Source organism: Alteromonas aestuariivivens (genome assembly GCF_003367475.1).
Taxonomy (GTDB): domain Bacteria; phylum Pseudomonadota; class Gammaproteobacteria; order Enterobacterales; family Alteromonadaceae; genus Alteromonas; species Alteromonas aestuariivivens.
In genome coordinates this window covers 156526-171259 of sequence record NZ_QRHA01000007.1, presented here as the reverse complement: position 1 = coordinate 171259, position 14734 = coordinate 156526, and the positions used below count along the sequence as shown (strand labels likewise).

Here is a 14734-nt window from a genome sequence, read left to right as displayed (position 1 = left end):
CGCTTTCGAGCGTCTGACCAATATTGAGGTTCATGCGGGTCTTGCGTCCATTTTTTTTGCGCCAATCAGCATCAGTACCAGGGCTCCTGCCAATGCGCAGGCCGCTGCAACATTAAACGTAAGAGCAGCTTTCTCGCCCTGCTGCCAAAGCTGTCCTGCCAGATAATTCCCTACCGCCCCCCCTGCGCCAAATGCCAGGCTGATATAGATAGCCTGCCCTCGGCTATGAAAACTGGCAGGAAGAAAATGATGGATAAAGTGCACGGAAGTGGCATGCGTCAGACCAAAACTGAGGGCATGAAAGAGTTGGCTGACAAATACCACCCAAAAAAGATGCGCGTATTCGGCGAGCAAATGCCAGCGAAATGCGGTAATCAACATACACACCAGTAACAATAAACGGACACCAAAACGGCCAATCAATCGCCTTGCAACCAGAAATATACCTATCTCAGCCAGAACCCCCAACGCAATCAGCAACCCTGTTTGCTGGCCGGTATAACTGAGATCACGCATGTAGAGCGCGAAGAAACCGTAGTAGGCCCCAAAGCTGACCTGCAATAAGGCGGCTGACAGCAAAAATACAATGAATACAGGAGTAAGCAGGTAGAGCCAGATACGGGTGTCAGAAGTGTCTGAACGATGAACCGAAACTGGCGAGCTTAAAAACAGGGTACTGACAAACAGTGCACTGAGCACGGTGATGCTGACATATATTGGCGCCTCACTGGAAGCAACATCCAGTAATTTTCCCACAAAGATGGTCAGCACGATAAAACCAATACTTCCCCACAGCCTGATCTGCCCGTAGCTCACGTTGCTACCCGCAACGGATTGCATGGTAATGACCTCCAGCTGTGGTAATACCGCAGTCCAGAACATCATCATCAAGCCAAAGGAAAGGGTCAAGCCCCAAAAACCATGAAAATAAAAGACACTGGAAAAGCACACCACGGTGAGCAGACATCCGAACTTCAAAATTCTTAATGCCTGACCGGTTTTATCGGCAATGCCGGCCCACAGAGAAGGCCCGATTATTCGGGCCAGTGTGATAACCGCGAACAACTCACCGATTTCTGCGGAACTGAATCCCCTGCCATCGAGGAAAATACCAAGATAGGGTACCAATACCCCCAACTGTCCGAAATACAGCCAGTAGGTGAGTGCCAGCAACATCAGGTTGGTGCGTGAGAGCCTACCCATATGCTGCGTCCAACCGTCAGAGAATTCTTGGATGCTTCGGCTGACGCAGTATCAGCTTTTTGCTGCTGCCGGAATCACCGGTGTTTCGCTGTGAACCAATGCATTCTGTGCCCGGTGACGGAGACAGTGGTCCATAAGGACCAACGCCAGCATGGCTTCTGCGATGGGTACAGCCCGGATCCCGACACAGGGATCATGACGACCTTTGGTCACGATGTCAGTGGGTTCCCCTTGCTTGGTGATGGTTGTGCCCGGTACCGAAATACTGGAAGTGGGTTTCAGTGCCATATGCACCAACAGATCCTGACCGGTAGAAATTCCTCCCAGCACGCCACCAGAGTGATTGCTGGTAAAACCTTGAGGAGTCAAAGTATCACGATGTTCACTGCCCTTTTGCTCAACCACGTCAAATCCGTCGCCAACTTCAACCCCCTTAACGGCGTTAATACCCATCATGGCGCTGGCAATATCGGCATCAAGGCGATCAAATACAGGTTCGCCCAAACCAACCGGCATACCGGTGGCAACAACGGATATTTTCGCCCCAATTGAATCGCCGGATTTCTTCAGGTCCCGCATGTATTCATCCAATGCTTCGAGTTTGCTCTCATCCGGGCAAAAGAATGGGTTGGTATTAGTAATTGAGTGATCCACCTGGTCAATTTTGATTGGCCCAAGTTGCGACAAAAAACCTTTTATTTCGATGCCAAAAACCTGCTTCAGATACTTTTTAGCTATGCCGCCCGCAGCCACCCGTATGGCGGTCTCCCGGGCAGACGAACGACCGCCGCCGCGATAGTCCCGAATTCCGTACTTTTGCTGATAGGTATAGTCTGCGTGACCAGGACGAAAGCGATCCGATATATTGGAATAGTCCTGGCTCCGCTGATCCTTGTTTTTAATCAGTAACCCAATGCTGGTTCCTGTGGTTTTGCCCTCAAACACTCCCGACAGAATTTGCACCTCGTCGTCCTCCCGACGGGCAGTGGTATAGCGGGAAGTTCCCGGTTTGCGGCGATCCAAATCAACCTGTAAATCCTGTTCCGACAATTCCAGTCCAGGGGGACAACCATCTACAACGCCACCCAGAGCGATGCCGTGACTCTCACCAAAGGTCGAAACCGTGAAGTATTTTCCGAAGCTGTTGCCTGCCATAGTGTGAAATTAGTCCTTGTTGTTCCAATAAGTTTCTAATGCGGATTTTGATACAGCGAAGATTCCGTGTCCGCCCTGCTCTAACGATACCCAATTAAGGGCCAGCCCGGGGAAACGAGCAGCCATATGCACCTCACTGTTTCCGACCTCCACCAGCATCCATCCATTGTCTGCGAGATGATTCGGGGCTTCCCGGAGCATGATTTCAACCAAATCCAGCCCATCATTTCCCGCCGCCAGAGCCAGTTCAGGTTCATGCCGGTATTCATCCGGTAAATCCGCCATATCTTCGGCATCAACGTAGGGAGGATTTGATACGATCAGGTCATAGACCTGGCCGTGCAACTCACTGAACAGGTCCGATTGAATCGGATACACACGATCTGTCAGCCCATGCTCCTGAATGTTGTAATCCGCCACCTCAAGCGCTTCTGAACTGATGTCCACGGCGTCGACCGTTGCGTCCTCAAAAGCGTAAGCCAAGGCAATCGCGATGCATCCGCCGCCAGTACACATATCCAGGAGCTGGGCAGGAGGCGCATCAAGATAATTCGCAAAGCGGCCTTTTATCAGTTCTGCAAAAGGTGAGCGCGGAATCAATACCCGTTCATCGACATAAAAGGGCAAATCACAAAACCAGGCCTGATTGGTAATATACGGTAACGGCAATCGGGTCTGCACCCGTTTCAATACCTGCTCGGCGATTTTTTCCCGCTCACTGCGAGTCAGACGAGCCTGAAACAACCCGCTTTGCATTTGCAACATCCACTCATGAGGGAGGTGCAAGGCATGCCCCACCAACGCCATGGCTTCATCCCATGCGTTATCCGTACCGTGACCAAAATAGAGATGTGCGTCATTGAAGCGGCTGGCAGCCCAGCGAACCATATCCACAATGCTATGCAGATCGTCAATGGCCTCTTCCAGATAGATTTTGTCAGTCATAAGTCCATCAGTACATAGGGGAGTCGAAAACTGCTATGATAACAAACTTCATTGCTGCGCCCACGGATATTTTATTCAGAATTACCAAGGGTTTGTAAACTGTATTATTCAGGAGCCGAGCGTTGTCCGGATCAAAGAACGACTCATTTGCCGATTCGTCTGACAGTCAGCTGTTTGAGCAGGCAATGTCCGGCGTTAAGCCCCTCTCCCAGGACAAGCTCGCGCCCCTGAACAAGTGGAAACTCGCCAAAAAATCCTCCTCTGCCTCCGCAGGCGCCCGACGTCAATCAGCCGCCAAAAGGCAAACCGCTGCCAGCTTTGCGTTTTCTGATGTATATCAGGCAGCTCTCTCAGATGAGGGCCCGGTGCGTTACTGTCGGGAAGATGTTGCTACCCACGCATTGAAGCGTTTGCGTCGTGGGGATTTTTATCCTGAATTGGTATTGGATTTACATGGTCTGGATAAAGAGAATACCAAACTGGAACTATCAGCTCTGTTGTACACGGCCCACAAGGAAATGATTGACTGCGTAGCGGTTGTGCACGGAATTGGGCAGGGGGTGTTAAAGCGGGCCCTGCCCCATTACCTGATCCAGCATCCGCATGTGATGGCGTTTCATCAGGCTCCTCTGGAATATGGTGGGCAGGGTGCGCTGCTGGTGCTAGTAGAAACCCGCGAGCCGCCCCAAAAACGTTAGGGCCTGTTGATCTTTACTGTTCAAAATTCGTTCTCTTTGAGTGGTTTCAGGGCAAGGCGAGAGCCATGAAGCTTAGTCAGCTAAGTAAATGGCGAACAACGCAGCCATGGAACCACTCAGAGTGAACCCGAAGGGCAGCGTTTGTCGTATTTTTCTGCTGCGTTCGTGGCTGTTCATGTAGATGACTACACTTCACAGTCCCTGCCTTGCAGAAAAGCGCGACACTTTGCTGCAAAATTGAACAGCAAAGATCAACAGGCCCTAGCGTGTGTTTACTTGTTGTGATCGGCACTGTTATGCATGAACAGATAGGTATAGTAGCCCATCATCATGATCACAATAAAAATGCCCAGTAATGAACCCCAAACAACCGGATCTTTAAACATGGTCATCAGCATAACGCTTTCCTCATACAGTTTGAATTGTCTGAGTACAGTGTGTCAGGCAGACGACTGGTGTGTACTGATCCACATCAAATTTGTGGCGTTTCCGTGCTTGGGAATGAAGCCCTTTTACCAGAAAAATCAGCTGAAGAGTTTCCAGAACCAATTTTTGTTCAGGTCTTCCTCACAACTTTTAAGCTGTGTTGCGTAGCGCAGAGAGCGGGCTTTGACCTTTGAAGCCACATTCTTCAGCCAGGGTTTCTGGTTGTAAGTCTGGCGGCGGTAGCCTCCCCAACCTTCGTGATAATTGAGATACTGGGCATACGCATCCCACTTCGATACACCATTAATCTTATGAGACTTGTAGATAAACCAACCCATAAAATCGATTGCATCGTCAAAATCATCCCTGTCCGCCCATGAGTTTCCGGTTTCCCTAACATAGTCGCTCCAGGTTGGTGTTTTGGCCTGCGAATAGCCGTAGGCAGAACTTACCCTGCCCCAGGGAATCAGGCCGAAAAATACGTAGTCACGGGGTGGTAAAGCGTCATGATGGAATGAGCTCTCCTGATACATCATCGCCATTGGTACGTGAATGGGGACACCCCACTTGTCCCGGACATCTGCGGCCGCATCATACCAGTCTTCTTTTTCGTAAAAAATTTCGCAAAGATTACTGCTGTCCCGGGGAGGGCTGGTGGCGCAGCCACTAAGCAAGGCAGGTAAGAAGACAACACATCCTGACAAAAATATGCTGACTCGTTTGAACTTTTTTAACATCACATGTCCAAATAAGTGTTCTAGTAGTGTGTGTGTTTCCCTGGAACCCATTCAATGCCTGGCTGGTCAGCCAGGCATTTTTTTCGCCGGTGGCTCGTTAAAGTAATCTCGTATGAAAGTGTCGAAGTCCTTGTTATCCGACGCTTCAACTTCCTTCTGGGCCTGAATTGAACCGCGCGCCAACTCGGCAAAACCTTCCGCTGATGTATGCCGGTAAGGTTGTTCACCAATCACATGAGCGTACTCCTGCGCAAGTTCCAGCCCCAACCTGCCATTATCAGTATCATTGGCCAATAATCTCTGTAACAACTGGCCAGAAAGGGTCTTATCCGGATCTGCGACCCGGGCTCGCTGAATATTCACACTGAGAGAATATCGCTCACAACTGTTTGCTTTGTCCAGTATCTGGGCTGCCTGCCCGAAATGTTCAAGCAAATCCGAAGCCCACTGCTGCAAGGTGATGGCTTCACCGTCACGTGATAACTCCAGCCCCGGTTTGCGCCCTTCGAGCACCACTTTATTCAGATTGTCGGTACTTTCTTTTAGCTGCTCAGCGGTCATCTCAGGACTAGGTAGAAGCAGACAGGTCAGCAAAAATACATCCAGAAAATCCATTTGCTCCTGGCTTATTCCAATTGGAGAAAACGGGTTTACATCCAATGCCCGCACTTCAATGTACTTTACCCCTCGGCGCACCAGCGCGTCAGTGGGCTTTTCCATCGACTCGGTAGGCTGCTTAGGCCGTATGGGTGAGTAGAGTTCATTTTCAATTTGCAGAATGTTGTGGCTCAGCTGCTGGTAGTGTCCCCCCTCTCCAGCGGCGAACTTCGTGAAGCGACTGGACGGAGTTTCCATTGCCAAACGTAACAGACGCACGTAATTATCCAATTTGTTGTAACAAATCTGCAGTGCTGACTGTTCGGCATTGGTGTAGCCCAAATCGCTCATCCGCAACGACGTTGCATAAGGCAGATAATAAGTCCCCTTTCCCACTTTCTGGAAAGGCAGGCGGTGGCTCTTACCAGCCAGAAAAGAACCGCACAGGGCCGGTGATGCACCAAAAAGATAGGGAATCAACCAGCACAACCGACGGTAATTCCGAATCAGCGCAAAATACTGTGCCGAAACCTGATCGCGGGAGTAGTCCAGTCCCTGCTTCTCGCACCAGAGCTTCCAGAACTCATCGGAAAACGAAAAATTAAAATGCACCCCTGCTATGGCCTGCATCATACTGCCATAACGGTTCTTAAGGCCCAGACGATAAACCCGTTTCATCTTGCCGACATTGGACTCACCAAAATAGGCAATCGGGATGTCGTTTTCGTCTTCAATAAAACACGGCATGCTCAGTGGCCATAACCACTCACCATCAATGTTTTCATAAACGTACTTATGAATATCCCCCAGTCGTTCCAGTGTTTCACCGGATTGGGTGAGAGGAGATGTGATAAATTCCAGCAGGGATTCAGAGAAGTCGGTCGTAATGCTTTCATGGGTCAGTGCCGACCCCAGGGCCTCAGGGTGAGGTGTGCAGGCTAGCTTACCGGACGGTTGTATCCGCAACGTTTCCCGCTCAACTCCCCGGCGAATGAGGCTCAAGGCAGATAAAAAGTCAGCAGAAGAAAGCGCCTCAATACGTTGGCGAAAAAATGTATGAGTCGTGGTCAAAACCCGTTTCCAAGATTAGGTGGCATCTTCGCTAAGTGGTGCAGATGCCACTGATTTTCAAGAGTGGGAATACAAATTCCCGGGGAAATTATAGCCCTTCAGTTGAGCGGTGTCGTAACATTCGTTTGCACATCCAGCTCGAAAATGGGCACCTCCAGCGTCACCAGCTGCTCCATTAGCTGCTGTTTATCACCGGCTACGATAATTTGCATTTGCCCGGTATCCAGCTGCTGACGTGCAAGTGCCGTTAGCTCATCAGCCCCGATCTGATGAATAATTTGAATCTGTCTGGCCCGGTAATCATCACTCAGCTGATATGACAATAGCTGGCGCAAAAAACGGGCCTTGCTGGTGGGCGTTTCATACTCTAGCGCATCGCTCAGGGTATAGGCATTGCGCATAAAGCTGACTTCCTGCTCACTCACCCCCTGTTCCTTGTACCGAGTAATTTCGCTGAAAATTTCCTTGATACCGTCAGCCGTATTGGGGCCGTTTAAATCGGCGTTCACCTCAAACCACCCTAAAGTTTTGCCACCCATGAAGTTACTCGAAGCCCCATAGGTATAGCCTTTGTCCTCCCTGAGGTTCAAGTTGATGCGGCTGTTAAACGCTCCGCCTAAAGGAAAGTTCATCAACTGAGAACGGAAAAAAGTTCCGGTCGCATCAAATGGCAACCCTCGTTTTACGATATACACTACCGACTGCACCGCGCCAGGGTTGTCGACCAGATAGAGGCTGGTCTGCTGATATTCTGGGAAGCCCTCATACTCTGGGAAGTCGTAGTCTTTGCCCTGCCAGGAGGATAAAAACGCCAACCCGCGTTGAACCTGTTGCTGACTCAAGTCACTCACAACAACAATATTGGCCTTCGCAGGCACATAATAACGCTGATAAAATGCTTTGATATCAGCCAATTCAATGTTATCGAGACTTTGCAAAGTCCCCTCATCCGGTTGGCTGACCCGGTTTTGTTCACCAAACAGCACCCAGTCCCGGGCACGTTTTGCCAGGTATCCCGGGCTGTTTAGCTGCTGTTGCATGCTTTGTTTCAGGCGCTCTTTCAGACGCTTGAAATCCTGTTCTTCAAATGCAGGAGAGAACAGTTTTTCCTGCAACAGATTCAGTGTTTCGGGAAAGTGTTGAGTCAGACTGGAAACGTACACCTGTGAATAACGCCCGGCAGCATTAAAACTGATGGTACTGCCCAGTTTTGCCAGCTCATTGGCCATTTGTTCATTAGTGAAATTCTGTGTGGCCTCGTTCATCATCATAGCGGTCAGATACGCAGTACCAGCCTTTCCGGGCGGGTCAAGTAACACTCCCCCCTCCATGCTCAGGGTCAACGTCACAGTCGGTGTTTCATCGCTGGTCACGCCCAGCAGCTTTATGCCCGGTTCTACCTCAGACTTCCAGTACTGTGGAACTTCTACGATCGGCGCAGGACCGGCTTCGGGTAACTTCGAGCGGTCAAAGCTGTCGACCACGGAAGCAACCTCCTCGCTGTAAGAAACGCTACCGGACTCTGCCGGGATTTGGCGCGCCGGCATGGCAAAGTTCTGCTGCCTCACAGCCATGGAAGCCTGCCCTTGCGGGACCACACTGAGTATCACTGCATTACGCCCTTTGATGTATTGACGATACACCCTCATCACATCTTCTGCCGTCACCGCTTTATAGCGGGCAATATCTTCAGCCACCAGGTCAGGCTGGCCGTCGAAGGTCTGATTGGCGGCGAGGGTTGAAACTTTGCCGGCAACGCTCTGAAGACCAAAAACCGTCGAGGCTTCAATCTGCCCTTTGGTGCGGGCCAAATCGTCAGGCAATACCCCACGGGCTTCAAATTCCGATAACGTCTGCTCTACAGTTTGATTGAGTTCAGCCAGATTGGTGACTTTGGCCGGGTTTGCCAGAGCCAGCAAACGAAATTCGCAGGCCAGTTCGCGACATGGGTGGCTAACCACAGCTTGCACAGCACTCCCGCCTTTGACGAGGTTTTTGTAAAACAGTGATGTTTTGCCACCGCCCAGAATGTCCGCCAGTACGTCCAACGGCGCTTCATCCGGGTGCCGTGCATACACAGTGGGAAACGTAATTTGCAACAATGGCAAGTGAACTTTGTCTTCCAGGGTAAGGTAGCGGTTTTCCGCCAACGTTACTGGCATTGGGGCAGGTTCATCAACTGCTGGGCCGGTGGGTAAAGAGCCAAAATACCGTTCCACCCAGGCTTTGGTCTTTGCTATGTCGATGTCGCCACCGATGGTCAAAACGGCATTATTCGGACCGTACCAGCGTTTGAAAAATGCTTTCAAATCATTGACATTAACCCTATCCAAGTCTTCAACATAACCAATAGTCGACCAGGAATAGGGATGCCCCTGCGGATACAAAGCTTCGGAAGTGCGCTCATCACGCAGCCCGTAGGGTTGGTTGTCTATGCGCTGAGCGCGCTCGTTTTTTACCGTCTCGCGCTGGTTTTCAAACTTTTCCTGATCAACGGCGTCAAGCAGGAACCCCATACGATCGGCTTCCAGCCACAGCACTTTTTCGAGCTGGTTCGCCGGAACCGTCTGGTAGTAATTGGTTCGATCAGTATTGGTGGAGCCGTTAAGTTCACCACCCGCTTCGGTAATGACTTTGAAATGCTGTTCGTCAGCAACGTTTTTCGATCCCTGGAACATCATGTGTTCAAAAAAATGTGCAAAACCGGATTTCCCTACCTCTTCCCTTGCCGAGCCAACATGGTAGGTTACGTCCACGTGCACCAGCGGATCGGACTGATCCTTGTGCAAAATAACGGTAAGCCCATTCTCCAGGGTATAGCGCTGATAGGGAATATGGATACCGCCTGCTGAATCCTGGGGGGAAGCCACTTCGCCAGGCTGTTGCTGACAGGCTGCCAACAACATGATTGCGCTGGCAAGCAAATACTTTCTAAAAGTCAGGGACGCTGACATTACTGATCCTTCTTATTCTTTGTCTACCGGGTAACCGATGGCAGGCAATGCAGCCTGTCGTTAAAGCAGGTTGCAGCCCGGCAGAAAGCCGTAACCCCGGAAAATACCTAGTCGGTCAGCCTAACAGAAAACAAACCGCTTTACTCTACCTGTTTGTCTCAGTTTGTATCAATTTATGTCTCTATCGCATACACTTAGCAAACGATGCTTAAGCAGGAATCTACTCTCAAAATGGCCTATGTAGATCGGGGTTTTGGCCTCAAGCAATTAAATGGGGACTCTCAGTTGCAAATCCGGCTGTTTAAAAAATTTCACAAAGAATACATTACTTTAGAGGATGACCTCCGCCAGTGTATTCAATCCGGAAATTATTCCCGGGCCCATGGATACGTGCATACACTGAAAGGCGTGTGTGCAAATCTCGGATGCCATACCTTATTCCGCCTCAGCGACCTGCTACAGACCCAGTTACTTTCAGAGCAAGTAGAGGCTGAAACGCTAAAGAGCTTTATCGATGCGCTCGACGGAACACTAAAAGAAATCAACCGGCTTGTTTGTGCGTGACTACTCTACCTATTTTGTTTGAACACCAGGACTTCCTGATCGTACACAAACCCGTTGGTGTTGCCATGCACGACAGTGAAACCGGAATCATTCCCCTGACGGAGCAGCAAACCGGAATAACCGGCCTGCATTTGTGCCATCGCCTCGATACCGGCACATCCGGCTGCCTGCTGCTTGCCCGCAACCCGGATTCCGCAGCCTATGTTGGCGAACTGTTCGCATCGCGAAAAATTCAAAAATACTACCTGGCACTGCTGGATTCCAAACCCAAAAAAAAGCAGGGCACCGTGTCAGGGGACATGAAAAACCGCCGTGGCGGTCAGCATATTCTGCTTAAATCCCAGCTCAATCCTGCTGTCACCCAGTTTTTTAGCCAATCTCTTGTTCCCGGGATACGGGTTGCCATCGTTAAACCACTGAGCGGCAAAACCCATCAAATCCGGGTTGCGATGAAAAGTCTGGGTGCGCCCCTGCTCGGCGACGAGTTGTACGGGGGCACCGCGAGTGATCGCATGTACCTCCACGCGTGGGGTTTGAACTTCGATTATCGAGGCCAGCACATCGAATGTTTCAGCCCTCCGCAGCAGGGAGAGTATTTTAGCAGCCCCCAGTTTAATCACTGGCTCGATATTCAGGAAAACCCGCAGCGTCTCCCGTGGCCCGGTGCCAAATACGAAAAAGCAGACTCGGCTCAGGTTGAAGGAAAACCTTCGTGAGTCGCTTTGGATTGCGGCTGCAAATTGTTGGCAGTGGGGCTATTGGATCATTACTGGCCGCAGGGGCACAGAAAAGCAAGGTGCCCTATGGACTGGCTACCCGCCCGGCAATATTGCCGACACAACGGGTTGTATTGTCAAATGGCGATGAGGTAGAACTCAAGGATAACGATGGCGAAAAGCCCAAATTGTCAGACAGCGACATTCTGGTCCTGCCACTAAAGGTGTACCAACTGAAATCCGCCATTGCTTACTGGCAACCGCGAATGACGCCCGATACCCCGGTTGTATTGCTGCACAATGGTATGGGGGGGCTGGAAATCCTGCGTCAATTCCTTCCCGCCCAGCCAGTGTATCAGGCCACCACCAGCCACGGCGCCATCAGGCAGCCCAACCATAGTGTGCAACATACCGGCAACGGGCACACCCTGCTGGGATCGGCAACAGACGTTACCAAACAAAATCCTGAGCTGAACTCGCGAATAAAGTTGGCCTTTGAACAATGTTTGCCACCGGTTCAATGGCAGACAGACATGAAACTGGCATTATGGCAAAAGTTATTTGTGAACGCGGTCATCAACCCCCTCACCGCGCTGCACAACATCCGTAATGGTGAACTCGGAAAACCAGAATACCAGCCGCTGATTAAACAGATTTGTACCGAATGCCAGCAGGTAGCATCGGCCTGTGGCGCTTCAGAAAGCCTCGACAACATTTTGCAGCGGGTACATCAGGTAATTGAACTTACTGCTGCAAACTACTCGTCAATGCACCAGGATGTACATCATCACCGCCCAACCGAAATCGATGCCATCAATGGCTATCTGGTTAAACAAGCACAAAAAAAGGGTATTGACGTGCCCATCAATACCCTGTTGACCGAACAGATAAAAAACCTCGGTTGAGGTGCCTGTGATGTTATTCCTGCCCCTGGCCCAGCGGTTTCATGTGTGGGAACAGGATCACATCCTTGATGGTCGGGCTGTCGGTGAACAGCATGGCGAGGCGATCGATACCAATGCCTTCACCGGCAGTAGGTGGTAATCCGTATTCCAGCGCACGAATGTAGTCATCATCATAATGCATGGCTTCATCGTCGCCGGCGTCTTTTTCCGCTACCTGCTTCTGGAAGCGCTCGGCCTGGTCTTCCGGGTCGTTCAGCTCGCTGAAGCCATTGGCAATTTCGCGGCCGCCGACAAAGAATTCAAAACGGTCGGTAATGAATGAGTTCTCATCGTTGCGGCGCGCCAGTGGCGACACTTCCCATGGGTATTCAGTTATGAAGGTCGGTTGCTCGAGTTTTTCTTCTGCCGTGGCCTCAAAGATTTCACACAGGTACTTGCCTGCACCCCAGATACCGTCCACTTCTGGTTCTTTGATGTGCAATTGCTTCGCCATCGCTTTCAATTCATCAAGATGAGACTCAGGGTCACGAATAGCCGCTTCGTTGGCTTCCGGCCAGTATTTCAGAATGGCATCGCCCATACTCAAACGCTCAAACGGCTGGCCAAAATCATAGTGTTTCTCTTGAATGACTTCGCCGTCAGTATTACGTACCGTATTCACCAGTTTGGTGGTACCCAAAATATCCTGCGCCAGAGTGCGCAGCATGTCTTCGGTCAAGTTCATCAGGTCATGGTAATCCGCATAAGCCTGATAGAACTCGAGCATGGTAAATTCCGGATTATGACGGGTCGACAACCCTTCATTACGGAAGTTACGGTTAATTTCAAACACCCGCTCAAAACCGCCTACAACCAACCGCTTGAGGTAGAGTTCCGGGGCGATACGCAGGAACATGTCTATGTCCAGAGCGTTGTGGAAAGTCACAAACGGCTTGGCAGTCGCACCACCGGGGATGACCTGCAACATCGGGGTTTCCACCTCAATGTAATTGCGGGTGGTCAGATAGTTGCGAATACCGTTGATGATTTTGCTGCGGATCACAAAGGTTTCGCGGGTCTTTTCGCTGGTGATCAGGTCCACATAGCGCTGACGGTATTTAGTTTCCTGATCCGAAAGGCCATGAAATTTTTCAGGCAGCGGGCGCAGCGCCTTGGTCAGCAGCACATAGTGCTCCATGTTGACGTACAAATCGCCCTTACCGGATTTGTGCAGGGCACCACTCACACCAATGATGTCGCCGATATCCAGGCTACCATAACGGGCTTTGATGTCTTTTTGAGTATCTTTATCCGCGTAGCTCTGAATACGACCGGACATATCCTGCAGTAACAGAAACGGCCCACGCTTGGCCATAATACGACCGGCAACACTGACTTTATTGTCCTGCGCCAGCAGGGTTTCCTTGTCTTCCTCGCTGTACTGCTTTTGCAGTTCATCTGCATAATGCTCACGGCGAAACGAGTTAGGAAAGCCGTTGGCCCGGCAGTTTTCCCGAATGGCGCTCAATTTTGCCCGGCGCTCGGCAATCAATTTGTTTTCGTCGAGTTGTTGGTCGGTCATAACCTGTTCACTTGTGTTTTTTGCTTACAAACCTGATTTCAGGCTGGCTTGAATAAATTTGTCCAGATCGCCGTCGAGTACCGCCTGAGTATTGCGGGTTTCAACACCAGTACGCAAATCTTTGATGCGGGAATCGTCAAGCACGTAGGAGCGGATCTGGCTGCCCCAGCCAATATCAGACTTGCTGTCTTCCATGGCTTGCTTCTCGGCGTTTTGCTTCTGCAGCTCATATTCGTACAACTTGGCTTTCAGCTGCTTCATGGCCTGATCGCGGTTTTTATGTTGAGAGCGGTCGTTCTGACATTGCACCACGATCCCAGTCGGCACATGGGTAATACGTACCGCAGAATCGGTTCGGTTAACGTGCTGACCACCAGCACCTGATGCACGATAGGTGTCTACCCTCAAGTCAGACGGGTTAATTTCGATTTCGATGTCGTCGTCGATTTCCGGGTACACGAAAGCAGAAGAAAATGAAGTATGCCGGCGGTTGCCTGAATCAAACGGCGATTTACGCACCAGACGATGAACACCGGTTTCCGTGCGCAACCAGCCAAACGCATAGTCACCCTCGAAACGAATGGTGGCACTTTTAATACCCGCCACTTCGCCTTCTGACACTTCAATCAGTTCGGTCTTGAAGCCGTGGGCTTCACCCCAACGCAGGTACATACGCAACAGCATATTGGCCCAGTCCTGGGCCTCGGTACCACCAGAGCCGGACTGTATATCTATGTAACAGTCACAGGCGTCGTTCGGGCCGCTGAACATACGGCGAAACTCCAGACCTTCCAGCTGTTGCTGCAGGCCTTGCAATTCCGTCTGGGCTTCATTGAAGGTGTCTTCGTCTTCGGCTTCTACCGCCAGTTCCACCAGCCCTTCAACGTCTTCAGTGCCCTGTTCGAGCTGCTGAATGGTTTCAACAACCTGCTCAAGCGCGACCTTTTCCTTACCCAACGCCTGGGCCCGCTCCGGCTCATTCCAAACGTCCGGGCTTTCCAGCTCGCGGTTAACTTCTTCTAAACGTTCTGACTTCTGATCGAAGTCAAAGATACCCCCTAAGCGCCTGGGTGCGCGTACGGATATCTTCAATGGCATTTTGCACAGGATTTACTTCAAACATGGTTCGCAGCGATCAATAAAATTAAGACCGCGGATAGTAACGAATTTACGCCGATTTTGATAGCCAGAGGCGAAACAAA

The 14734-nt window shown here is 50.7% G+C and carries 13 protein-coding genes; 4 read left to right on the top strand and 9 right to left on the bottom strand.

The window, feature by feature from the left end; translation table 11 throughout:
- Positions 1-30: 30 nt before the first annotated feature.
- The 3 genes from DXV75_RS11130 to prmB are packed head-to-tail and all read right to left on the bottom strand — an operon-like array spanning position 31 to position 3303.
- Positions 31-1203, bottom strand: a complete 1173-nt coding sequence (locus DXV75_RS11130; protein WP_115593492.1) for an MFS transporter — start codon at positions 1201-1203, stop codon at positions 31-33.
- A gap of 51 nt (positions 1204-1254) precedes the next feature.
- Positions 1255-2358 (bottom strand): chorismate synthase, encoded by a 1104-nt coding sequence (aroC, locus tag DXV75_RS11125; RefSeq protein WP_115593491.1) that lies wholly within the window; start codon positions 2356-2358, stop codon positions 1255-1257.
- A 9-nt stretch (positions 2359-2367) separates the two neighbouring features.
- On the bottom strand, positions 2368-3303 hold the full coding sequence (prmB, locus tag DXV75_RS11120; protein ID WP_115593490.1) for a 50S ribosomal protein L3 N(5)-glutamine methyltransferase: 936 nt from the start codon (positions 3301-3303) through the stop codon (positions 2368-2370).
- Between the two features lie 122 nt (positions 3304-3425).
- On the opposite strand from prmB, the gene smrB reads away from it, so the two are divergent.
- Complete coding sequence (gene smrB / locus DXV75_RS11115) at positions 3426-4001, top strand: endonuclease SmrB (RefSeq protein ID WP_245953178.1); 576 nt, start codon at positions 3426-3428, stop codon at positions 3999-4001.
- A gap of 272 nt (positions 4002-4273) precedes the next feature.
- Here smrB and DXV75_RS11110 read toward each other — a convergent pair whose 3' ends face one another.
- From DXV75_RS11110 to DXV75_RS11095, 4 genes are all read right to left on the bottom strand, one after another.
- The gene (locus tag DXV75_RS11110; protein WP_115593489.1) at positions 4274-4399 is read right to left on the bottom strand and encodes a DUF3149 domain-containing protein; all 126 of its coding nucleotides are present in this window, start codon (positions 4397-4399) and stop codon (positions 4274-4276) included.
- A gap of 126 nt (positions 4400-4525) precedes the next feature.
- Positions 4526-5164, bottom strand: a complete 639-nt coding sequence (locus DXV75_RS11105) for a transglycosylase SLT domain-containing protein (RefSeq protein ID WP_115593488.1) — start codon at positions 5162-5164, stop codon at positions 4526-4528.
- A 66-nt stretch (positions 5165-5230) separates the two neighbouring features.
- Positions 5231-6832 (bottom strand): glutamate--cysteine ligase, encoded by a 1602-nt coding sequence (gshA, locus tag DXV75_RS11100; protein ID WP_115593487.1) that lies wholly within the window; start codon positions 6830-6832, stop codon positions 5231-5233.
- A gap of 98 nt (positions 6833-6930) precedes the next feature.
- On the bottom strand, positions 6931-9786 hold the full coding sequence (locus DXV75_RS11095; RefSeq protein WP_115593486.1) for a M16 family metallopeptidase: 2856 nt from the start codon (positions 9784-9786) through the stop codon (positions 6931-6933).
- A gap of 231 nt (positions 9787-10017) precedes the next feature.
- Here DXV75_RS11095 and DXV75_RS11090 point away from each other — a divergent pair, with 231 nt between their 5' ends.
- Genes DXV75_RS11090 through DXV75_RS11080 form a run of 3 tightly spaced genes read left to right on the top strand, consistent with a single transcriptional unit; the run spans position 10018 to position 11971 of the window.
- Positions 10018-10350, top strand: coding sequence for an Hpt domain-containing protein (locus DXV75_RS11090; protein ID WP_181898408.1), 333 nt, complete (start codon positions 10018-10020; stop codon positions 10348-10350).
- Positions 10347-11066, top strand: coding sequence for a TIGR01621 family pseudouridine synthase (locus DXV75_RS11085; protein ID WP_115593484.1), 720 nt, complete (start codon positions 10347-10349; stop codon positions 11064-11066). Before DXV75_RS11090 ends, DXV75_RS11085 begins: the two co-directional genes overlap by 4 nt.
- Entirely contained in the window at positions 11063-11971 is a 909-nt protein-coding gene (locus DXV75_RS11080) for a ketopantoate reductase family protein (RefSeq protein WP_115593483.1), read from the top strand. Before DXV75_RS11085 ends, DXV75_RS11080 begins: the two co-directional genes overlap by 4 nt.
- Positions 11972-11984: 13 nt before the next feature.
- On the opposite strand, the gene lysS is transcribed toward DXV75_RS11080, so the two are convergent.
- Entirely contained in the window at positions 11985-13532 is a 1548-nt protein-coding gene (gene lysS, locus DXV75_RS11075; protein WP_115593482.1) for a lysine--tRNA ligase, read from the bottom strand.
- Between the two features lie 24 nt (positions 13533-13556).
- A protein-coding gene (prfB, locus tag DXV75_RS11070; protein WP_115593481.1) for a peptide chain release factor 2 occupies positions 13557-14655 on the bottom strand; the annotation gives its coding sequence in 2 pieces (ribosomal slippage) (positions 13557-14579 and positions 14581-14655; 1098 coding nt in all).
- Positions 14656-14734: the final 79 nt, after the last annotated feature.

What these genes read in the sequence shown, in the direction of transcription:
- DXV75_RS11130 (WP_115593492.1), bottom strand. Translation starts at nt 1,203, where the DNA reads ATGGGTAGGCTCTCACGCACCAACCTGATGTTGCTGGCACTCACCTAC.
- aroC (WP_115593491.1), bottom strand. Translation starts at nt 2,358, where the DNA reads ATGGCAGGCAACAGCTTCGGAAAATACTTCACGGTTTCGACCTTTGGT.
- prmB (WP_115593490.1), bottom strand. Translation starts at nt 3,303, where the DNA reads ATGACTGACAAAATCTATCTGGAAGAGGCCATTGACGATCTGCATAGC.
- DXV75_RS11110 (WP_115593489.1), bottom strand. Translation starts at nt 4,399, where the DNA reads ATGCTGATGACCATGTTTAAAGATCCGGTTGTTTGGGGTTCATTACTG.
- DXV75_RS11105 (WP_115593488.1), bottom strand. Translation starts at nt 5,164, where the DNA reads ATGTTAAAAAAGTTCAAACGAGTCAGCATATTTTTGTCAGGATGTGTT.
- DXV75_RS11095 (WP_115593486.1), bottom strand. Translation starts at nt 9,786, where the DNA reads ATGTCAGCGTCCCTGACTTTTAGAAAGTATTTGCTTGCCAGCGCAATC.
- DXV75_RS11090 (WP_181898408.1), top strand. Translation starts at nt 10,018, where the DNA reads ATGGCCTATGTAGATCGGGGTTTTGGCCTCAAGCAATTAAATGGGGAC.
- lysS (WP_115593482.1), bottom strand. Translation starts at nt 13,532, where the DNA reads ATGACCGACCAACAACTCGACGAAAACAAATTGATTGCCGAGCGCCGG.